The 23,993-nt window shown below is 71.4% G+C and carries 4 protein-coding genes (1 of these 4 only partly in view); 3 read left to right on the top strand and 1 reads right to left on the bottom strand.

The genetic code is table 11. The features are described 5' to 3' along the window. From EMA17_RS54875 to EMA17_RS43530, 3 genes are all read left to right on the top strand, one after another. Positions 1-18,973: the 3' portion of a type I polyketide synthase gene (locus EMA17_RS54875; RefSeq protein ID WP_246127278.1), read on the top strand. It extends 16,058 nt beyond the left edge of the window; the window shows 18,973 of its 35,031 coding nt (coding positions 16,059-35,031); its start codon lies beyond the left edge, outside the window; its stop codon occupies positions 18,971-18,973. Positions 18,974-19,096: 123 nt separating this feature from the next. Then, the gene (locus EMA17_RS43525; protein WP_126642764.1) at positions 19,097-19,948 is read left to right on the top strand and encodes a hypothetical protein; all 852 of its coding nucleotides are present in this window, start codon (positions 19,097-19,099) and stop codon (positions 19,946-19,948) included. Positions 19,949-19,950: 2 nt separating this feature from the next. Then, positions 19,951-23,169 (top strand): non-ribosomal peptide synthetase, encoded by a 3,219-nt coding sequence (locus tag EMA17_RS43530; RefSeq protein ID WP_126642765.1) that lies wholly within the window; start codon positions 19,951-19,953, stop codon positions 23,167-23,169. A 141-nt stretch (positions 23,170-23,310) separates the two neighbouring features. Here EMA17_RS43530 and EMA17_RS43535 read toward each other — a convergent pair whose 3' ends face one another. Beyond that, on the bottom strand, positions 23,311-23,916 hold the full coding sequence (locus tag EMA17_RS43535) for a response regulator transcription factor (RefSeq protein WP_126642766.1): 606 nt from the start codon (positions 23,914-23,916) through the stop codon (positions 23,311-23,313). Between the last annotated feature and the right edge of the window lie 77 nt (positions 23,917-23,993).

Raw genomic sequence — 23,993 nt, forward strand, 5'->3', positions numbered from 1 at the left:
ATCGGCGGTGGTGGTCTCCGGTACCGAAACGGCCGTGGAGGACATCGGCCGGGTGATGGCCGAGCGGGGAGTGCGGGTTCGCCGGTTGCGGGTGTCACACGCGTTCCACTCGCCGCTCATGGAGCCGATGCTGGCGGAGTTCCGGCGGGTCGCCGAAGGGCTCGCCTACCGTGAGCCGACCATCCCGGTGGTCTCGGACGTCACCGGCACGATCGCCGGGGAGGGTGTGCTCACCGACCCCGGCTACTGGGTGGAGCACGTGCGCCACGCGGTCCGGTTCGGCGACTCCGTATCCGCCGCCCGCGCGGCGGGCGCGTCGGTGTTCGTCGAGATCGGTCCGGACGGCGTCCTGACCGCTCTGGCCAAGCAGACTCTCGACACCGACGAGGACGCGGTCCTGGTCCCCGCCGTCCGCAAGGACCGCGACGAAGCCCGCACCCTCCTCGAAGCCCTCGCCACCCTCCACACACAAGGCCTGACCGTCGACTGGACGGCCCACTTCGCGACGACCCCCACCCGCCACGTGGAACTGCCGACCTACGCCTTCCGGCGTCAGCGCTACTGGCTCGAATCCGCCGCCACGACCGGTGACGTCGCCGGGGCCGGTCTGGGTACCGTCGATCACCCGTTGCTCAGTGCCGCGACGGAGGTCGCGGACGGGCAATCGGTGGTCTTCAGCGGGCGTTTGTCCCTGGCCGCCCAACCGTGGCTGGTCGACCACACGGTCGACGGCACGGTGATCCTCCCGGGCTCGGCACTGGCCGAACTCGCCATCCGGGCCGGTGACGAGACCGGCAGCCCCGTACTGGAGGAGTTGACCCTTCACGCTCCGCTCGTGGTGCCGGCGCACGATGGTATGCGGCTCCAACTCGTACTCGGAACGGCCGACGCCGACGGAAAGCGGCCGTTGACCGTGTACTCACGTATCGAAGACGGCAATCTCACGGCGCCTTGGATCGCACACGCCGAGGGCGTACTTGCGCCCCCCGCGCCCACGTCGTCCTTCGATCTCGCACAGTGGCCTCCGCAGAACGCGCAGCTCATCCCGGTCGACACGCTCTACGACGAACTGGCCGGAAAGGGAATCGAGTACGGGGAGGTCTTCCGGGGTCTGACCGCCGCATGGCGGGTGGGCGAGGAGATCTTCGCGGAGGTCGGCCTGCCCGAGCAGGCGCATGCCGACGCGGCACGCTTCGGCGTCCACCCCGCCCTCCTCGACGCGGCCCTGCACACGATTGCGCTCGGCGACTTCCTGCCGGACGAGGCAGGACGCCCCTATCTGCCGTTCGCCTGGAACCACATGGTCCTGCACGCGACCGGGGCCACCGGGCTCCGCGTGCGCGTCACGCCCACGGGCACCAGCGGCCGAGTGGCCCTGGCCCTCGCGGACGGCACCGGTGCACCCGTGGCCGAGATCGGCTCTCTGGTGCTGCGTCCGGTATCCACCGAGCGGGTGGCGGGAGCGGCAATCGGTGGCGCTCTCTTCCAGGTCGACTGGACTGCCGTGCCCGCCGCCGCTGACCCCCGCGACGGGCTGCCGTGGGCGGTGCTTGGGGGTGACGGTTTCGGTTCGGCGGCCGCGTCGTTCGCGGATTCGGCGGCGTTGGCGGCGGCCGGGGACGTCCCCGGGCATGTCGTGCTGGCCGTGTCGGACTCCGGTGCGTCGAAGTCGGCCGGGGATGTTCCGAGTGCGTTGCGGCGGGCGACATGTGGCGTGTTGGCTGCGGTGCAGGAGTGGGTGGCGGAGGAGCGGTTCGCCGCGTCCCGCCTGGTGGTGGTCACGCGTGGTGCCGTGGTCATCGACGAGGGCGGGGACCCGGATCCGGTACAGGCGGCGGTGTGGGGTCTGGTGCGGGCCGCACAGGCCGAACACCCCGATCGGTTCGTGCTGTTGGACCTGGACGAGAACCCCGCGTCGGAACGCGCCATCGGCCGGGCCCTGGCCGGCGGTGAGCCGCAACTCGCCGTCCGCGCCGGTGAGGTGCGGGTGCCGCGACTGACCAGGGCCACCGTCCCCGACGGCGGGCAACCGGTGTTCGCGGCGGAGGGCACGGTGCTGGTCACCGGCGGCACCGGTGGCCTGGGCGCTCTCGTCGCCCGCCACCTCGTGGCCGAGCACGGCGTGCGGCACCTGCTGTTGGCCGGCCGGCGCGGCGCCGACGCTCCCGGTGCCCGGGACCTGGTCGCCGAACTGGCCGAGTACGGTGCCCGGGTGGATGCCGTCGCGTGCGACGTCGCCGACCGTGACGCCCTCGCCGGCCTGATCGCGGACATCCCCGCCGACCACCCCCTCACCGGCATCGTCCACGCCGCGGGTGTCCTCGACGACGCCACGATCTCCGCCCTCACACCCGACCGTTTGGACACCGTCCTGCGGCCGAAGGCCGACGCCGCCTGGCACCTCCACGAACTCACCCGCGAACTCGACCTCACCACCTTCGTACTGTTCTCGTCCGTCTCCGGCGTCCTCGGCGCGGCCGGTCAGGCCAACTACGCGGCGGCGAACACCTTCCTGGACGCACTCGCCGAACACCGCCGCGCACAAGGTCTGCCCGCCACCTCCCTGGCCTGGGGCCTGTGGGCGGAAGGCGGCATGGCGGGTGAGCTCGACGCGGCCGACCTGCGGCGACTCGAACGCACCGGCATCGCGCCGTTGTCCGCCGAGGACGGCCTGGCGCTGTTCAGGGCATGCCTGGGTTCCGAACGGGCCAATCTGGTGCCGGCCCGTTTCGTACTGTCGTCGTTCACCGGCGCCACTGCCGCGCCACCGCTGCTGCGGGGACTGTTGCGTTCTCCGGCACGACGCAGCGCCCACAACAGCGGCGCCGCCGTGGACGGTCTGGCGCAACAACTCGCCGCACTCGCACCCGCCGCCCGCGAACAACTGCTCACCGACCTGGTCCGCGACCAGGCCGCACAGGTCCTCGGCTTCCCCGACACGCAGACGGTCCCCCACGACCGAAGCTTCCAGGACCTCGGATTCGACTCCCTCACCGCCGTGGAGTTCCGCAACCGACTCAACACCACAACCGGACTACGCCTGCCCACCACCCTCGTCTTCGACCACCCCACCCCGACCGCACTCGCCCACCACCTGAGCAACGAACTCCTGGGCACAGGCACCGACATGCCAGCGGCTGTCGCCACGACCACCGCCAACGACGAACCCATCGCCATCGTCGGCATGGCCTGCCGCTACCCCGGCGGCGTGGTATCTCCGGAAGGGCTTTGGGAGCTGGTGGCCCAGGCCCGGGACGGGGTGGGCGAGTTCCCGGCGAATCGCGGCTGGGACCTGGGGAAGCTGTACGACCCGAACCCGGAGAACCGGGGGACGTCGTATGCCCGACATGGTGGATTCCTCTACGAGGCCGGGGAATTCGACCCGGGCTTCTTCGGGATCTCACCGCGTGAGGCCCTTGCCATGGACCCGCAGCAGCGGTTGTTGCTGGAGACGTCCTGGGAGGCCATGGAACGTGCGGGGATCGACGCGACCGGGCTGCGAGGCAGCCGCACCGGAGTCTTCGCCGGTGTGATGTACCACGACTACGCGTCGCAACTATTTGCCGTTCCCGCCGAGTTGGAGGGGATGATCGGAACCGGCAGCTCCGGCAGCATCGCTTCGGGCCGGGTGTCGTACACGTTCGGGTTCGAGGGTCCGGCGGTGACAGTGGACACCGCATGTTCGTCGTCGCTGGTCGCCCTGCACCTGGCGGTGCAGGCACTGCGCTCGGGCGAGTGCGACATGGCACTCGCCGGCGGTGTCACCGTGATGGCCACCCCCAACACCTTCATCGAGTTCTCACGACAGCGAGGACTGTCGATCGACGGCCGCTGCAAGGCATTCGCCGCAGCGGCGGACGGCACCGGGTGGGGCGAGGGCGTCGGCATGCTGCTCGTCGAACGGCTGTCGGACGCCCGCCGGAACGGGCATCGCGTATTGGCCGTCGTGCGCGGGTCCGCAATCAACCAGGACGGCGCCAGCAACGGACTGACCGCCCCCAACGGCCCCTCGCAGCAGCGGGTGATCCGGCAGGCATTGGCCAACGCGGGCCTGGGCGCGTCGGACGTGGACGTGGTCGAGGCACACGGCACCGGCACGACGCTGGGTGACCCGATCGAGGCGCAGGCGCTGATCGCGACCTATGGGCAGGATCGGCCCGAGGGTCGGCCGTTGTGGCTGGGGTCGGTGAAGTCGAACCTCGGGCACACGCAGGCGGCTGCGGGCGTGGCCGGGATCATCAAGATGGTCATGGCCATGCGGCACGGGGTGTTGCCGCAGACCCTTCACGTGGACGCGCCGTCGCCGCATGTCGACTGGTCCACGGGGGCCGTCGAACTCCTCACCGAAGCCCACGACTGGCCCACACTCGACCGCCCCCGACGCGCGGCGATCTCCTCGTTCGGAATCAGCGGCACCAACGCACACGTAGTCGTCGAGCAGGGCGAGTCGGACGAGGCCGACGCCGAGATCGGCAGTGCCATGTTGCCGTTGGTGCCGTGGGTGATCTCGGCGCGGAGCTCCGAGGCGCTTGCCGCTCAGGCGGGGCGGCTGCGGGAGTGGGTTGCGGACGAGGCGAGCGTGGATCCTGCTGCGGTGGGCGGCGCACTCGTGTCCTCGCGGGCGGTCCTGGATCGGCGTGCGGTCGTGGTCGGCGAGAGCCGGGACGAACTGCTGGCCGGTCTGGAAGCCCTGGCCTCCGGATCGCCGGCGGCCGGAGTGATCACGGGCAGCGGTACCGGTGGCGGAAAGCTGGCCCTGTTGTTCGCCGGACAGGGCAGTCAACGACTGGGGATGGGCCGCGAACTCGCCGCCGCGTTCCCGGTGTTCGCAACCGCGTTCGACGAGGTGTGCGCGGTGCTGGACCCATTGCTGGCGCACCCCGTGCGCGAGGTGGTGTTCGCCGAGCCGGGCAGCGAGCGGGCCGAACTGCTGGACGAGACGGGGATGACGCAGCCGGCGTTGTTCGCGTTCGAGGTCGCGCTCTACCGGCTGCTCGTCTCGTACAGCGTCACGGCGGATGTCCTGGTCGGGCATTCGATCGGCGAACTGGCCGCCGCGCACGTCGCGGGCGTGTTCTCGCTGGAGGACGCGTGCCGCCTGGTGGCGGCCCGGGCCCGGTTGATGCAGGCCCTCCCGGCGGGCGGCGCGATGCTCGCGGTTGCCGCGCCGGAGGCGGATGTACTGCCGCTGCTCGCGGGTCGTGAGGACGAAGTGGGGATCGCCGCGGTCAATGCACCATCGGCGGTGGTGGTCTCCGGTACCGAAACGGCCGTGGAGGACATCGGCCGGGTGATGGCCGAGCGGGGAGTGCGGGTTCGCCGGTTGCGGGTGTCACACGCGTTCCACTCGCCGCTCATGGAGCCGATGCTGGCGGAGTTCCGGCGGGTCGCCGAAGGGCTCGCCTACCGTGAGCCGACCATCCCGGTGGTCTCGGACGTCACCGGCACGCTCGCCGGGGAGGGTGTGCTCACCGACCCCGGCTACTGGGTCCGGCACGTTCGCCACGCGGTCCGGTTCGCCGACTCCGTCACCACCGCCCGCACGGCCGGCGCGTCGGTGTTCGTCGAGATCGGCCCCGACGGCGTCCTCACCGCCCTCGCCCGCCAGACCCTCGACACCGACGAGAACGCGGTCCTGGTCCCCGCCGTCCGCAAGGACCGCGAGGAAACCCGCACCCTCCTCGAAACCCTCGCCACCCTCCACACACAAGGCCTGACCGTCGACTGGAACATCCACTTCGGCACCAGCCCGGCCCGACACCTCGACCTCCCCACCTACGCCTTCCGGCGTCAGCACTACTGGTTGGAGTCCGGCGCACCGGCGGGAGACCTGGCCTCGGCGGGTCTGGCGGCGGTCGAGCACCCATTGCTCAGCGTGTTGGCGGAACTCCCGGGCTCGGATGGCCTGTTGATGACCGGTCGGCTGTCCCTGGCGGCTCAGCCGTGGCTGGCCGACCACGCGGTCGGCGGCACGGTGATCCTCCCGGGCTCCGCACTGGCCGAACTCGCCGTCCGGGCCGGTGACGAGGTGGGCTGCGCCGAGCTGGAGGAACTCACCCTTCACGCCCCGCTCGTAGTGCCCGACCGAGGCAGCGTTCACCTTCGACTCACTCTTGAGTCCGCGGACGAAACCGGGCGACGCACGCTCGCCATCCATTCGCGAGCCGAGGACGCCGTAACGGGAGGGAACTGGCAACAGCATGCTGAAGGCATACTGGCCGACACTGCCCGAACGCCCGCCTTCGATCTGACGAATTGGCCGCCGAAGGGCGCACAGACCGTCCCGGTGGAGGACCTGTACCACGATCTGGCGGGCCTGGGGCTGGAGTACGGGGAGGCCTTCCAGGGCCTGACGGCCGCCTGGCGCGTCGGTGACGAGGTCTTCGCCGAGGTCGCTTTGGTGGAGTCGGCGCATGCCGACGCGGCGCGCTTCGGTCTGCACCCGGCTCTTCTGGATGCGGCCCTGCATGCCATCGGCCTGGGTGAATTCCTGGACGAGGCCCCGGCGGGGCAGCCATATCTGCCGTTCGCCTGGAACCGATTCAGGCTGTATGCCACCGGTGCGACGACGCTTCGGGTGCGGGTTTCCTCGGCCTCCGGCGGGCAGGTCGCCTTGGCGGTCGCCGATTCGACCGGTGCGCCGGTCGCCGAGATCGGGTCCCTGACACTGCGTCCACTCGCCGTCGACGGCCCGGCCGGCCTCCGAGCCCGGAACCGCGACTCGCTGTTCCGGATCGAGTGGACGACCCCGCCCTCCGACGTGGACGTTCCCGAACGGGACGACGCCCCGGACTACGTGCTCGTCACCGCCCCCGACACCGCCCCACGCACCGCGGACACGGACGTGCCCGACGCGTTGCGCCACGTCACCCGCGAGATGCTGGCGCGGGTACAGGAATGGGTGGCGGACGAGCATTCGGCCGCCTCCCGGCTGGTGGTCGTCACACACGGCGCGGTGATCACCGACACGGACGGCGACCCGGATCCGCTGCAGGCGGCGGTGTGGGGTCTGGTGCGGGCCGCCCAGGCCGAACACCCCGACCTGTTCGTACTGTTGGACCTGGACGACGACCCCGCAACAGAGCACGCCATCGATCGCGCTCTGGCCACCGGTGAACCGCAACTAGCCGTCCGCGCCGGTGAGGTACGGATACCGCGCCTGACGCGCATGCCCCTCCCCGCGACGCAGAACCAGGTGCCGGTCTTCACGCCGGAGGGCACGGTGTTGGTGACCGGTGGCACCGGTGGCCTGGGTGCGTTGGTTGCCCGCCACCTGGTGGTCGAACACGGCGTGCGGCACCTGCTGTTGGCCAGTCGCCGCGGCCCGGACGCCCCCGGCGCGGACGCGCTCGTCGCCGAACTCGCCGAGCACGGCGCCCTCGCGGTCGCCGTCGCCTGCGACGTCGGCGACCGCGACGCCCTCGCCGACCTGATCGCGAACATCCCCGCCGACCACCCGCTCACCGGCATCGTCCACACCGCGGGCGTCCTCGACGACGCCACCATCGCATCGCTCACCCCCGACCGCATCGACACCGTCCTGCGACCCAAGGCCGACGCCGCCTGGCACCTCCACGAACTCACCCGCGAACTCGACCTCACCACCTTCGTGCTCTTCTCCTCGATCTCCGGCGTCCTCGGCGGAGCCGGACAGGGCAACTACGCCGCCGCCAACGCCTTCCTGGACGCACTCGCAGAACACCGCCACGCACAAGACCTGCCCGCCACCTCCCTGGCCTGGGGCCTGTGGACGGAAGGCGGCATGGCCGGCGAACTCGACGAGGTCGATCTGCGACGCCTCGAGCGTTCCGGCATCACACCGCTATCCGCCCAAGACGGCCTGGCCCTGTTCGACGCCACTTTCGGCTCCGACCATGCCGCTCTCGTTCCGGCCCGTTTCGTACTGTCGTCCTTCACGGGCGGCGCTGCCGCGCCACCGCTGCTGCGGGGACTGTTGCGTTCTCCGGCACGACGCAGCGCCCACAACACCGGCGCCGCCGTGGACGGTCTGGCGCAACAACTCGCCGCACTCGCACCCACCGCCCGCGAACAACTGCTCACCGACCTGGTCCGCGACCAGGCCGCACAGGTCCTCGGCTTCCCCGACACGCAGACGGTCCCCCACGACCGAAGCTTCCAGGACCTCGGATTCGACTCCCTCACCGCCGTGGAGTTCCGCAACCGACTCAACACCACAACCGGACTACGCCTGCCCACCACCCTCGTCTTCGACCACCCCACCCCGACCGCACTCGCCCACCACCTGAGCAACGAACTCCTGGGCACAGGCACCGACATGCCAGCGGCTGTCGCCACGACCACCGCCGACGACGAACCCATCGCCATCGTCGGCATGGCCTGCCGCTACCCCGGCGGAATCACGTCGCCCGAAGACCTCTGGCAACTGCTCGCCCAAGCCCGCGACGCCATCGGCGAATTCCCGACCGACCGCGGCTGGGACCTCGGAAAGCTGTACGACCCGGACCCGGAGAGCCGGGGGACGTCGTATGTCCGGCGTGGTGGATTCCTCCACGACGCTGGGGAGTTCGATCCGGCTTTCTTCGGGATCAGCCCACGTGAAGCGTTGGCGATGGACCCGCAGCAGCGCCTGTTGCTGGAGACGTCCTGGGAGGCGTTGGAGCGGGCGGGCCTGGATCCGGCCGGACTGCGCGGCAGCCGTACCGGAGTCTTCGCCGGCGTGATGTACCACGACTACGGCCCTCAAGCGGGTGAGGCTCCACCCGAGTTGGAAGGGCTGATCGGCACCGGGAATTCGGGCAGTGTGGCGTCGGGCCGGGTGTCGTACACGTTCGGGTTCGAGGGTCCGGCGGTGACAGTGGACACCGCATGCTCGTCGTCGCTGGTCGCCCTGCACCTGGCGGTGCAGGCACTGCGCTCGGGCGAGTGCGACATGGCACTCGCCGGCGGTGTCACCGTGATGGCCACCCCCAACACCTTCATCGAGTTCTCACGACAGCGAGGACTGTCGATCGACGGCCGCTGCAAGGCATTCGCCGCAGCGGCGGACGGCACCGGGTGGGGCGAGGGCGTCGGCATGCTGCTCGTCGAACGGCTGTCGGACGCCCGCCGGAACGGGCATCGCGTATTGGCCGTCGTGCGCGGGTCCGCAATCAACCAGGACGGCGCCAGCAACGGACTGACCGCCCCCAACGGCCCCTCACAGCAGCGAGTGATCCGGCAGGCGCTGGCGAACGCGCGGTTGTCCGCGTCGGACGTGGACGCGGTCGAGGCGCACGGCACGGGTACGACGCTCGGTGACCCGATCGAGGCGCAGGCGCTGCTCGCGACGTACGGCCAGGACCGGCCCGAGGACCGGCCGCTTTGGCTCGGCTCCGTGAAGTCGAACCTCGGCCACACCCAGGCGGCTGCCGGAGTCGCGGGCATCATCAAGATGGTCATGGCCATGCGCCACGGAGTGCTGCCGCAAACCCTCCACGTCGACGCGCCGTCACCACACGTCGACTGGTCCACAGGAGCCGTCGAACTCCTCACCGAAGCCCAACACTGGCCCACACTCGACCGCCCACGACGCGCAGCAATCTCCTCGTTCGGAATCAGCGGCACCAACGCACACGTAGTCGTCGAGCAGGGCGAGGTGGTCGAGATCGCGGCTGCCGAGACCGATGCTCCGGAACTGCCGTTGCTGCCGTGGATGATCTCCGCACGAAACACGGAGGCACTGGCGGCCCAGGCCGAACGACTTCACACATGGATCACCGAAACGAACGAAGCCTCGATCACCACGGTGGGCGCGACCCTCGTGAACAACCGCGCGATGCTGGACGAACGCGCGGTCGTGATCGGTACCGGGCGGGACGAGCTGCTGGCCGGGTTGGCGGCGTTGACGGCCGGGTCGTCTGCGGCCGGGGTGGTCACGGGCAGCGGCAGCGGCGGGAAGTTGGCGCTGCTGTTCGCGGGCCAGGGGAGTCAGCGCCTGGGCATGGGCCGCGAACTGGCGGCTGCGTTCCCGGTGTTCGCGGCTGCGTTCGACGAGGTGTGCGCGGTGCTGGACCCATTGCTGGCGCACCCCGTGCGCGAGGTGGTGTTCGCCGAGCACGGCAGCGAACGGGCCGGGTTGCTGAACGAGACCGGGATGACGCAGCCGGCGTTGTTCGCGTTCGAGGTCGCGCTCTATCGGCTGCTGGTGTCGTACGGGGTCGCGGCGGATGTCCTGGTCGGGCATTCGATCGGTGAGCTTGCGGCCGCGCACGTGGCCGGGGTGTTCTCGCTGGAGGACGCGTGCCGTCTGGTGGCGGCCCGGGCCCGGTTGATGCAGGCCCTCCCGGCGGGCGGCGCGATGCTCGCGGTCGCCGCGCCGGAGGCGGATGTACTGCCGCTGCTCGCGGGGCGTGAGGACGAGGTCGGCGTCGCTGCGGTCAATGCACCGTCGGCGGTGGTGGTCTCCGGCACCGAATCGGCCGTCGACGACATCGGCCGCGAGATGACCCAGCGCGGGGTACGCGTCCGCAGACTGCGCGTGTCGCACGCGTTCCACTCGCCGTTGATGGACCCGATGCTGGACGAGTTCCGGCAGATCGCCGAAGGACTCGCCTACCGCGAACCGACCATCCCGGTGATCTCCGACGTCACCGGCACGCTCGCCGGGGAGGGTGTGCTCACCGATCCGGACTACTGGGTCCAGCACGTCCGCCACGCGGTCCGCTTCGCCGACTCCGTCACCACCGCCCGCGCCACCGGCGCCACCACGTTCGTCGAGATCGGCCCCGACGGCGTCCTCACCGCCCTCGCCCGCCAGACCCTCGACACCGACGAGAACGCGATCCTGGTCCCCGCCGTCCGCAAGGACCGCGACGAAACCCGCACCCTCCTCGAAACCCTCGCCACCCTCCACACACACGGCCTGACCGTCGACTGGACGGCCCACTTCACCACCACCCCCACCCGACACCTCGACCTCCCCACCTACGCCTTCCAGCACCGCCGCTACTGGTTGGAGTCCACCAACACAGCCGGTGATGTCACCGGTGTGGGTCTGAGCGCCGTCGATCACCCGCTGCTGGGTGCCGCGACAGAGGTTGCCGGCGGGGAGGCGGTGGTCTTCAGTGGCCGTCTGTCCGTGGCCGCCCAGCCGTGGCTGACGGACCACGCGGTCGGCGGCACGGTGATCGTGCCGGGCGCGGCTCTGGTCGAACTCGCCGTGCGGGCCGGTGACGAGGTCGGCAGTCCGGTGCTGGAGGAGCTGACCCTCCATGCCCCGCTCGTGGTGCCGGCGCACGGCGGTGTGCGGCTCCAGGTCGCGGTCGCCGCCCCGGACGAATCGGGACGGCGCGAGGTGTCCATCCACGCACGCGTCGAGGACGACGCCTCGACGACGTGGACCCACCACGCCCAAGGCGTACTCACCACCACCGCCACCGACACACCACGCTTCGACCTGACCCAGTGGCCGCCGAAGGACGCCGAACCGGTGGACGTCGACACCCTCTACGACGACCTGGCCGACCTCGGCCTGGAGTACGGCGAGACCTTCCGGGGCCTGACCGCCGCCTGGCGCACCGGCGACGACGTCTACGCCGAGGTGGTGTTGGCCGAGTCGGCGCATGCGGACGCCGCGCGGTTCGGTCTGCACCCGGCCCTGCTGGACGCGGCCCTGCACGGCACGGCGCTGGGCGACTTCCTCCCCGAAGCCGAGTCCGGGCGCCCGTACCTGCCGTTCGCCTGGAACCGCGTGAGCCTGTACGCGACCGGCGCGACCACACTCCGCGTCCGGATCGCCCCGACCGACGGCGGAGTGTCCCTGACCCTCGCCGACACCACCGGCGCACCCGTCGCCGAAATCGACTCCCTCATCCTGCGCCCGATGGCGATCGACCGGCCGGCCGCCTCGGGCGATGGCCTCCGCGATGCCCTCTTCCGGCTGAGCTGGATGACGGTGGATACCTCGTCGCGGGAGGACCTGCGGTGGGCGGCGCTCGGGAGCGACGGTTTCGCGGCGGCCGAGGATATCCCCGGGTATGTGTTGCTCGCGCCCTCGGAGTCGGCCGGGGATGTTCCGGATGCGCTGCACCACGTCACGCACGACGTGCTGGCGCGGGTGCAGGAGTGGGTGGCCGACGAGCGGTTCGCCGCCTCCCGGCTGGTGGTGGCCACACATCGCGCGGTGGTCACGGACACCGCCGGCGGCCCGGATCCGGTGCAGGCAGCCGTATGGGGCCTGGTACGAGCCGCCCAGGCCGAACACCCCGACCGGTTCGTACTGCTGGACCTGGACGACGACCCCACATCCCACGACGCCATCGGCCGGGCCCTGGCCACCGGCGAGCCCCAACTCGCCATCCGCACGGGCAAGACCTACACCCCCCGCCTGACCCGCGCCACCGTCCCCGTCACGGACGAAGCCGCGCCGGTATTCACACCGGACGGCACGGTACTGATCACCGGCGGCACCGGCGGCCTGGGCGCTCTCGTCGCCCGCCACCTCGTGCTCGAACACGGCGCGCGCCGCCTCCTACTGACCAGCCGCCGCGGCCCGGACGCCCCGGGCGCCGAGGAGCTGGTGACCGAACTCGCCGACCACGGCGCCGAGGTGACCATCGCGGCCTGCGACGTCGCCGACCGCGAGGCCCTTGCCGACCTGATCGCGAACATCCCCGCCGACCACCCGTTGACCGGCGTCATCCACACCGCAGGTGTCCTCGACGACGCCACGATCTCCGCCCTCACGCCCGACCGTATGGACACCGTCCTGCGGCCGAAGGCCGACGCCGCCTGGCACCTCCACGAACTCACCCGCGAACTCGACCTCACCACCTTCGTGCTCTTCTCCTCCCTCTCCGGCATCCTCGGCGGAGCCGGTCAGGCCAACTACGCGGCGGCGAACACCTTCCTGGACGCACTCGCCGAACACCGCCGCGCACAAGGTCTGCCCGCCACCTCCCTGGCCTGGGGCCTGTGGAAGACCGGCGGCATGGCGAGCGCCCTGAGCCGGGTGGACCTGGAACGCATGCAACGTTCGGGGATTGCCGCGCTGTCCTCCGACGAGGGGCTCGACCTCTTCGACATCGCGGTCCGCAGCGGCCATGACGTCCTCGTGCCGGTTCGCATCAACGTGCCGGCCCTTCAAACACACGCCCGAGCAGGGGTGTTGCAGCCGATCCTGCACGGAGTCGTACGCGCCCCGATGCGTCGGGTGCGCAACGGCACCGAGGCGACCGGAGTGGACGACGCCTTGAAGCGCCGCCTGTCCGGCCTCACCGACGCGGAACGGCTCGACGAACTGGTGCAGTTGATCGGTGGCCACCTGGTCGCGGTCCTCGGCTTCCCCGACACGCAGGCGGTCCCCCGCGACCGGAGCTTCCAGGACCTCGGATTCGACTCCCTCACCGCCGTGGAATTCCGCAACCGACTCAACACCACAACCGGACTACGCCTGCCCACCACGCTGGTCTTCGACCACCCCACGCCGACCGCACTCGCCCACCACCTGAGCGACGAACTCCTCGGCACCACAACCCACGCCCCGACGCTCGTCGCCACGACCACCGCCGACGACGAACCCATCGCCATCGTCGGCATGGCCTGCCGCTACCCCGGCGGGGTGACCTCGCCCGAAGACCTCTGGCAACTGCTCGCCCAAGCCCGCGACGCCATCGGCGAATTCCCGACCGACCGCGGCTGGGACCTCGGAAAGCTGTACGACCCGGACCCGGACAACCGAGGCACGACATACGCCCGCCACGGCGGATTCCTCCACGACGCGGGCGGGTTCGACCCGGACTTCTTCGGGATCTCGCCGCGCGAAGCCCTCGCCATGGACCCGCAGCAGCGGTTGTTGCTGGAGACGTCCTGGGAGGCGTTGGAGCGGGCGGGCCTGGATCCGGCCGGACTGCGCGGCAGCCGTACCGGAGTCTTCGCCGGCGTCATGTACCACGACTACGGCCCGCAACCGGGCGGGGCGCCGCCGGAGTTGGAAGGACTGATCGGCACCGGCAACTCCGGCAGCGTCGCCTCGGGCCGAGTGGCCTACACCTTCGGGTTCGAGGGTCCGGCGGTCACGGTGGACACCGCGTGCTCGTCGTCGCTCGTCGCCCTGCACTGGGCGGTACAGGCACTGCGCTCGGGCGAGTGCGACATGGCACTCGCCGGCGGTGTCACGGTGATGGCGACGCCGGGGACGTTCATCGAGTTCTCCCGTCAGCGGGGGCTGTCGGTGGACGGGCGCTGCAGGGCGTTCTCGGCATCGGCGAATGGCACCGGGTGGGGCGAGGGTGTGGGCATGCTGCTCGTCGAGCGGTTGTCCGACGCGCGGCGCAACGGCCACCGGGTCCTCGCGATCGTCCGCGGCTCGGCGATCAACCAGGACGGCGCCAGCAACGGCCTCACCGCCCCCAACGGCCCCTCGCAACAGCGGGTGATCCGCCAGGCGCTGGCGAACGCGCGGTTGTCCGCGTCGGACGTGGACGCGGTCGAAGCGCACGGCACGGGTACAACGCTCGGTGACCCGATCGAGGCGCAGGCGCTGCTCGCCACCTACGGCCAGGACCGACCCGAGGACCGGCCGCTGTGGCTCGGCTCCGTGAAGTCCAACCTCGGCCACACCCAGGCCGCCGCAGGCGTCGCGGGCATCATCAAGATGGTCATGGCCATGCGCCACGGAGTGCTGCCGCAAACCCTCCACGTCGACGCGCCGTCACCACACGTCGACTGGTCCACAGGAGCCGTCGAACTCCTCACCGAAGCCCAACACTGGCCCACACTCGACCGCCCCCGACGAGCGGCGATCTCCTCGTTCGGAATCAGCGGCACCAACGCACACGTAGTCGTCGAGCAGGGCGATCCGGCCGAGGTCGAGACCGAGGCCGAAGTCATCGGCGACGTAAAGCCGTTGGTGCCGTGGATGATCTCCGCACGAAACACGGAGGCACTGGCCGCCCAGGCCGAACGACTTCACACATGGATCACCGAAACCGACGAAGCCTCGATCACCACCGTGGGCGCGACCCTCGCGAACAACCGCGCGATGCTGGACGAACGCGCGATCGTCATCGGCGAAAGCCGGGACGAACTGCTGGCCGGTCTGGAAGCCCTCGCCTCCGGATCGCCGGCCGCCGGCGTGATCACGGGTAGGGGCAGCAGCGGGAAGCTGGCTCTGCTCTTCGCGGGCCAAGGCAGCCAACGTCTGGGCATGGGCCGCGAACTCGCGGCCGCATTCCCGGCGTTCGCAACCTCGTTCGACGAAGTATGCGCGGCGCTCGACCCGCTGCTCGCGCGTCCGATCCGCGAGGTGGTCTTCGCCGAAGTGGGCAGCGAGCGTGCCGAGTCGCTGAACGAGACCGGGATGACCCAACCGGCGCTGTTCGCGTTCGAGGTCGCGCTGTACCGGCTCCTGCTTTCCTACGGGGTCACGGCGGATGTCCTGGTCGGACACTCGATCGGCGAACTTGCCGCCGCGCACGTCGCGGGCGTGTTCTCCCTGGAGGACGCGTGCCGCCTGGTGGCCGCCCGGGCCCGGCTGATGCAGGCCCTCCCCACCGGCGGCGCGATGCTCGCCGTCGCCGCGCCCGAGGCGGACGTCCTGCCGCTCCTCGCCGGCCGTGAGGACGAGGTGGGCATCGCCGCCGTCAACGCGCCCATGGCGATCGTGATCTCCGGCACCGAAGCGGCCGTCGACGACATCGGCAGCACGATGCGGGAGCGGGGGATCCGGGTCCGCCGACTGCGGGTCTCGCACGCGTTCCACTCGCCGCTGATGGAGCCCATGCTGGAGGACTTCCGGCAGGTCGCCGAAAACCTCACCTACCTCGAACCGCGCATCCCCGTGGTCTCCGACGTCACCGGCAAACTCGCCGAGGAAGGCGTATTCACCACCCCGGCCTACTGGGTGGAGCACGTGCGCCACGCCGTCCGCTTCGCCGACTCCGTCACCACCGCCCGCGCGGCCGGCGCCACCACATTCGTCGAGATCGGCCCCGACGGCGTCCTCACCGCCCTCGCCCGCCAGACCCTCGACACCGACGAGAACACCATCTTCGTCCCCACCACCCGCAAGGACCGCGACGAGACCCGCACCCTCCTCGAAACCCTCGCCACCCTCCACACCCACGGCACCGCCGTCGACTGGACGGCCCACTTCACCACCACCCCCACCCGACACCTCGACCTCCCCACCTACGCCTTCCAGCACCGCCGCTACTGGCTCGAATCGGGAACGTCCACCGGCGACGTCACCGGTGCCGGTCTGGGTGCCGTGGACCACCCGCTGCTCAGCGCCGCCACAGAGGTCGCGGGCGGGGAGTCCGTCGTCTTCAGCGGCCGTCTGTCCCTGGCCGCCCAGCCGTGGCTGGCCGACCACGTGGTCGCGGGCACGGTGATCGTGCCGGGAGCCGCCCTCGTCGAACTCGCCATCCGGGCCGGCGACGAGACCGGCAGCCCCGTACTGCGGGAACTGACCCTCCATGCCCCGCTCGTGGTGCCGGCGCACGGCGGTGTGCGGCTCCAGGTCGCGGTCGCCGCCCCGGACGAAGCAGGAGGGCGCGAGGTGTCCATCCACGCACGCGTCGAGGACGACGCCTCGACGACGTGGACCCGCCACGCCCAAGGCGTACTCACCACCACCGCCACCGACACACCACGCTTCGACCTGACCCAGTGGCCGCCGAAGGACGCCGAACCGGTGGACGTCGACACCCTCTACGACGACCTGGCCGACCTCGGCCTGGAGTACGGCGAGACCTTCCGGGGCCTGACCGCCGCCTGGCGCACCGGCGACGACGTCTACGCGGAGATCACCCTCCCCGAGCCGGCCCACCCCGACGCCGCCCGCTTCGGCATCCACCCCGCCCTCCTCGACGCCACGCTCCACGCCGTCGCCCTGGGCGACTTCCTTCCCGAGGACGCGTCGGGCCGCCCGCACCTGCCCTTCGCCTGGAACGGGATCAGCCTGTACGCGACGGGAGCAACACGGCTCCGCGTCCGCATCACACCCGCGGGCGGCGCGATGGCCCTGGCCCTCGCGGACGGCACCGGCGCACCCGTCGCCGAGATCGACTCCCTCGTCCTGCGTCCGGTGTCACCGGATCAACTGTCCGCCACCCGGCAGGGCGACGCCCTCTTCGACCTCGAATGGATCGACATCCCCTGCGGCGAGGAGCCTCCCGGGCAGCGCTGGGGTGTCCTGGGTGCGGACGACTTCGGCACCGGAGCCGAGATCTATCCGAGCCTGGCCACACTGGCCGCGCTCGCCGATCCGGACGATCCCGACGCGCTGCCCCGGTGGGTCCTCGCCACCTGCCCCACCACCGGCCCCGTCACCCCCGGCGCCGCGCATACCGCCACCCACGGCGTCCTCCGACTCGTCCAGGGCTGGCTCACCCACCCCGAACTCGCCACCACCCGGCTCGTCATCGTCACCCACCACGCCACCGCCCCCGTCCCCGCCGGCAGCACGATCAACCCCGCGCAAGCGGCGGTCTGGGGCCTGATCCGCGCCGCGCAGGCCGAACACCCCGATCGGTTCGTCCTCCTCGACCTCGACCAGGACCCCGCTTCGATCGGCGCCATCACCCGGTCCCTGGCCACGGGCGAGTCCCAACTCGCCATCCGCGCGGGCAAGACCTACACCCCACGCCTGACCCGCACCACCGTCCCCGAGCCGCAGGACCGGGCACCGGCCTTCAAGCCGGAGGGCACCGTACTGATCACCGGCGGCACCGGCGGCCTGGGCGCCCTGGTCGCCCGCCACCTCGTGCTCGAACACGGCGTACGCCACCTGCTGCTCGCCGGCCGGCGCGGCCCCGACGCCCCCGGCGCCCGCGACCTGGCCGCCGAACTCGTCGACCACGGCGCCGAGGTGACCATCGCCGCCTGCGACGTCGCCGACCGCGGCGCCCTCGCCGACCTGATCGCGAACATCCCCACCGACCATCCCCTCACCGCCATCGTGCACAGCGCGGGCGTCCTCGACGACGCCACCATCCCCGCCCTCACCACGGACCGCATGGACACCGTCCTGCGGCCGAAGGCCGACGCCGCCTGGCACCTGCACGAACTCACCCGCGAACTCGACCTCACCACCTTCGTGCTCTTCTCCTCCCTCTCCGGCGTCCTCGGCGGAGCCGGACAGGGCAACTACGCCGCCGCCAACGCCTTCCTGGACGCACTCGCCCAGCACCGCCACGCCCAGGGCCTGCCCGCCACCTCCCTGGCCTGGGGCCTGTGGACGGAAGGCGGCATGGCCGGCGAACTCGACCAAGCCGACCTGCGCCGACTCGAACGCACCGGCATCACACCCCTGTCCGCCCAGGACGGCCTGGCCCTGTTCGACGCCGCCCTCGGCACCGACCGGGCCGCGCTCGTCCCGGCCCGGTTCGACGTCAGGGCCCTCGCCGGCGCCAACGGCCGGGTGCCCGGCATGCTGCGGGGCCTGGTCCCCAGGACGGCGCGGCGTGCCGCGGCCTCGGGGGCGGCGCGTTCCGAGGCGCTGGCGCAGCGGCTGGCGGTGCTCGGGGGCGAGGAGCGGCGGTCGGTGTTGGCGGACCTGGTGCGGGGCCACGTGGCCGCCGTACTCGGGATCGCCGACGCTTCGGGGATCGAACCGGATCGGCAGTTCCAGGATCTCGGGTTCGACTCGCTGACGGCGGTGGAGCTCCGCAACGAGTTGACGGCCGCCACGGGACGGCAGTTGCCCACCACGCTCGTCTTCGACTATCCGACGCCGCGCTCCCTGTCCGCTTTCGTGCTGGAGCAGTTCTTCCCCGAATCGGGCACCGCCGTCGTCACGACCGCGCAGCACAGCGATGTGGAGATACGCGGGCTGCTGACGACCATTCCCGTCGTGCGGTTGCGCGAGTCCGGGCTGCTGGACGCGCTGCTCCGACTGGCCGACGCGCAGGGTCGCGACGACGGCGATCGTACGGAGGACTCGGACGCGGCGATCGACGGCATGGACGTGGACAACCTGATCCAACTGGCTCTGGAGGGCGGGGACTTCTAGAGCGGGAAGGTCCGGCGGGAAGGTCCGGACCGGGGTCCCCGCTCCGCCCACCATTCACCGACTCGGCGTGTCGTCCACGGTGACGCCGCGCTCCGAAGGAAGCAAGGAAGCAGGGAAGTACCGATGAACCTCAACACCACTTGGACCACCCTTCGTTCGAGCTCGAAGGCCACTGTTTCGGGCGGCTCGGACGAACTGATCCTCTGCGCGGATTTCCACACGACGGGCCGTCCGGAAGCCGGATTCGCCGAGCTGGTGGCGCGGCTCGACCACGACGCCACGTTCTGGCATGTCAACCCTCCGGTCGTCGCCCCCGACTCCGGGACGGCGGCGCCGGCCTACGTGCGTTCCTGGCTGGAGCCGGTGCGCGCGCAAGGGGCGCCGGTGCGCGCGGTCTTCGGGTACTGCGTGGGCGCCGTGTACGCGGCGGCGCTGGCCGACGAGTTGGCCCTGGTGCAGGAAGAGGCGCCCCAGGTCCTGCTGTTCGATCCCGAGCCGACCGCCATGGCGACCATTCGCCATCAGTTCGGCAATGTCTTCGGCATGCTCTCGTCGATCCTCGTCGAGGAGGACGTGGCGGAGACCGAGGGCGAGGTGGAGCGCCTGATTCGGGTCGAGGGCATGACGGTGGGGAACTACGCCGCGCAGCTGTACACGACGTTCCGCCGGGTCGGTGAGCGGGCGTTCGAGCGGGCGGGCCTGGATCAGGAGTACGGCGCCGAGATGTGGGCGCTGTTCAGTTCGTTCCTCTCCTACCTGAGCTTCGCCGACGGGCTGGATCCGCGCGATCGGTGGCTGACGTCCACCGCGCTCAGCTCGTCCGGCGAATACAACGGCCTCAACCGCCTGCGCGGCACCGGCGAGTTGGGCGGGGGCGAGTTGGTCGCCCGGGAGATCCGCTTCGAGGCCGGCCACGGCGATCTGCTGCGTTCGGACGGCGTCGCGCAGACCGTCGGCAAACTTTTGGAGAGGTGACGGTGACCACCGATCGTATGTCCGAGCAGGTCTCGCAGTTCGACATCCCGCGGCAGCAGGTCGGGCCCGATCCGGTCCCGCGGGCGGACGGCGAGCGGGCCTCGCACAAGGAGGAAGCACTCTGGCTGCTGGAGGAGTTCGTGCCCGGCACGGGTGTGAACAACCTCAGTGTCGCGTTCCGGGTGGAGGGGCGGCTGCGCCGGTCGGTCCTGCTGGAGACGGTCACGCGGCTGCTGCGCCGGCACGAGGTGTTGCGGACGGTTTTTCGTACGAAGGCCGCCGGGTTGATGCGGGAGGTGCTGCGGCCGGAGGAGAGCGATCTTCGGATCGTGGCGGGCGATCCGGGACCGGAGGGCGCGCGGGCGTGGCTCACCCGGTTCGTCGCGGAGCCGTTCCGGCCGGACGGCGGGCTGCTGGTGCGCGCCGCGGTCGTGCCGGAGGCGTCCGGTGAGGTGTTCTGTCTGGCCGTCCACCACTCGGTGTTCGACGGCCTGTCGTCGGCGCTGCTGCTGACCGAGTGCGTTTCCCTGTACAACACCCTCGCCTCGGGCGGTGTGCCGGGACCGGAGACCGTGGTGCCCGCTTGGCGGGAGCCGACACCGAACCCCGCCAGTGCGCGGTTCTGGCGCGGGAAGCTGGACGGGTTCCGGGCCACCGAGCTGGATCTGTGGTGTCAGAAACCGGATGCGTCGGTGACCACGCTCGCCGGCGACGTGCTCAACCACGCGCTCTCCCCGGCCGCCCGCGACGCCGTGCGCCGGATGCGGCGCGAGTTGCGGGCGCCGGAGTCGGTCGTGTTGTTGGCGGCGTACAGCGTGCTCCTGGCCGCGCACGGCGCGGGGCCCGACCTCACGGTCGGATCACCCGTGAGTGTGCGCTCCGCGGAGGCGGCGCGGACGATCGGCTACCACATCAACGTGCTCACGCTGCGCACCCCGGTCGATCGGGCGGAGTGTTTCCGGGAGTTCGTGCGTTCGACACGGCGGACGTTCATGGAGGCGATGGCGCACGCCGACTACCCGGTGGACGATCTCCTCGAGGTGGTGGAGCGGGACGGCGGATCGTGGCGGAACAACCTGTTCCGGCACACGTTCAACTATGTCCCGGCGGCCACGGACGGGGAGTTCGTGCTGGACGGGCAGCGGGCCGAAGCGGTGGTGGTGGAGAACAGCTCCAGCAAGTTCGACCTGGAGTTCTTCGTGACCTCCACCGCGACGGACATCAAGGTGCGGGCGGCGTTCTACGTCGACGTCCTGGACCGGGCGGACGTGGAGCTGCTGGTGGCCCGCTACGACGAGTTGCTGGTGACGCTCGCGCAGTGGCCCGACCGGGCGCTGGCGGAGATACCGGTGTGGTGCGAGCGGGACCGCCGGGTGATCGGGTCGGCCAATGCGACGGATCGCCCGGTGGAGCCGACGACCGTGCTGGAGTCGATCGCCCGCCGCGTCCGCGCGTCCGGCGCGGCGGAGTCGGGTGCCGACGCGGAGGCGGTCCTCGACGGGGGACGCCGGGTCGGTATCCGGAGGTTGTGGGCCGCGGCCGAGGCGACCCGCGACCGGCTGTTCGAGGCCGGCGTCGGCCGGGGCGACGTGGTCGCCCTGCTGGCCGCGCGGGGGCCCGAGCTGGCCGCGGCGACGATCGGCGTGTGGTTGGCCGGGGCCGTGTATCTGCCGCTGGAGCCGAGCCATCCCGAGCAGCGCATCTCCTACCAACTCGACGACTCGGGCGCCGCCGCGGTTGTGGTGGGCCCGGGGATCACGGTCGCCGGGGAGCGCAGGGTCCTGCCGCTGGTGGACGTGGACTCGGTGCGGCCGGTGACCGGCGACGTGCTCGCCGTGAACCCCGTCGGGCCGCTGGACCACGCGTACCTGATCTACACCTCGGGCTCCACGGGCCTGCCCAAGGGAACCCTGCTCGACCACCGCAACCTCGCCAACCTCGTCGCGCACTTCGCCGACGAGTTGTCGGTGGGCCCCGAGGACACCGTGTTGTGGCTGACCACGTTCAGCTTCGACATCTCGGCCCTGGAACTCTTCCTGCCGCTGGTGTCGGGCGGGCGGCTGGCGGTGGCCCCCGACGACGCCCGCACGCAGGGCGAACCACTGGCCCGGGTGCTGCGCGACCACGACGTCTCGGTGCTGCAGGCCACCCCGACCACCTGGCGTCTGGTCGTCGAGGAGGTCGCCGAACACCTGGCGGGCCGTCGGGTGCTCAGCGGTGGCGAGCCGCTGCCGGCGGTGCTCGCCCGGCGGCTGGGCGCGACGGGGTGCGACCTGTACAACGTGTACGGCCCCACGGAGACCACGATCTGGTCCACCTCGGGCCGGATCGACCGGGAGTCCGCCGACGGCCGGGTGGACGTGGGCCGCCCGATCGCCAACACCCGGGTGTACGTGGCGGATCCGGACGGTCGGGCGCTGCCGCTGGGGGTGCGCGGCGAGTTGTGCATCGCGGGCGAGGGCGTGGCGGTCGGCTACCACGATCGTCCGGAGCTGACGGCGGCCCGGTTCGGCGAGCATCCGCCGTACGGCCGTTTCTACCGCACGGGCGATCTGGCGAGGTGGACCGGGGACGGGCGGCTGGAGATCCTCGGGCGGCTGGACCGCCAGGTCAAGCTGCGGGGCAACCGGATCGAACTCGGCGAGATCGAGGCGGTCCTGCTGTCCCACCCGGACGTGGTCGCCGCCGCGGTGGTGGTCGCCGGCGACCCGAGTGCCGATGCGCTGCTGTGCGCCTTCGTGGTGGCTCCGGAGCGGCCCGAGGTGGTTTCGGAACTGTGGGAGTACGCGCACGGTTCGCTGCCTGTTTCCGCGACGCCTCAGGAGTTCGTGGCCGTGGACGCCTTCCCGATGACCGGCAACGACAAGGTGGATTATCCGGCACTCGCCCGGCAGGCGTCGGCACGGCGTCGGTCGGCCGCCGAGGAGCCGCGCGCCGACGCGTCGGCCGCCGGCGGCTCCGGTGACCGGGACGAGCTGGTGGAGGTACTGGTCGGGTTGTGGGGCACGCTGCTCGAACGCGGCGGGCTGCACGCGGACGCCAATTTCTTCGCGCATGGCGGGCATTCGCTGCTCGGTGTACGGCTGTTGCAGGAGGTCCGGGTGGCGACGCGGGTGCGTCTGAAGCTCAAGGACCTCTTCGACGCGCCGACTCCGGCCGGGCTCGCCGCGAAGGTGCGTACGGCGCTCGACGCGGTCGACTCCGGCGTGCCGGAGAGCTGACGCGGGACGTCGGGCGCCGCCCGCGTGGCCTCGTCGGGTCGCGGGACTCCTCGGCAGGAGTCCCGCGACCGGGGCCGCGATGGCGCGGCGCCCGTTTCGGAGCGCCGCGACGGGGGTTCCGGGTCTAGTCCGACGCGCGCCTCAGAGCCAGCCGTGTTCCTCCGCGATGCGGGCCGCCTCGGCGCGGGTCCTCGCCGTGGTCTTGGCCATCGCGGACGAGACGTGGTTGCGCACGGTCCCCTCGGACAGGTGCAGCGCCTGCGCGATGTCGGTGATCGTGCCGCCGTCGAGGGCCTGGGCGAGCACCTGCCGTTCCCGGCCCGTGAGCGGGCTGGTGCCCGAGTGCCGGGCCTCCGAGGCGAGGCCGGGGTCGATGATCCGCAACCCCGCCGCCGCCCGGCGCACCGCGTCGACGAGGTGCTCGGGCGGCGCGTCCTTGACGACGAAGCCGACCACGCCCGCCGCCATGGCCCGGGTCAGGTATCCGGGGCGGCCGAACGTCGTGCAGACGACGACCTTGCAGGACGGCAGCAGCTCGCCGAGTTCGGCCGCCGCGGTCAGGCCGTCCTTGCCGGGCATCTGCACGTCCATCAGCGCCACGTCGGGGCGGGTACGCAGCGCGGCGGGACCGACCTCGTCCCCGCTGCCGACCTCGGCGACGACCTCGATGTCCGACTCCAGGCGGAGCATCGAGGCGAGTGCGCCACGCACCAGGGCCTGATCGTCGGCCAGCAGAACCCTGATCACGCGAGTACTCCTCCGACGGTCCGGCGGCCGGGCTCAGCGTACTGCCCGGGACGGGGGTGCCGTCCCGGGCGACGTCC

Source organism: Embleya hyalina (assembly GCF_003967355.1).
In the GTDB taxonomy this organism is placed as follows: domain Bacteria; phylum Actinomycetota; class Actinomycetes; order Streptomycetales; family Streptomycetaceae; genus Embleya; species Embleya hyalina.

Bases quoted from the DNA above. Each gene is read 5' to 3' on its own strand.
- EMA17_RS43525 (WP_126642764.1), top strand. From the start codon at position 19,097: ATGAACCTCAACACCACTTGGACCACCCTTCGTTCGAGCTCGAAGGCC.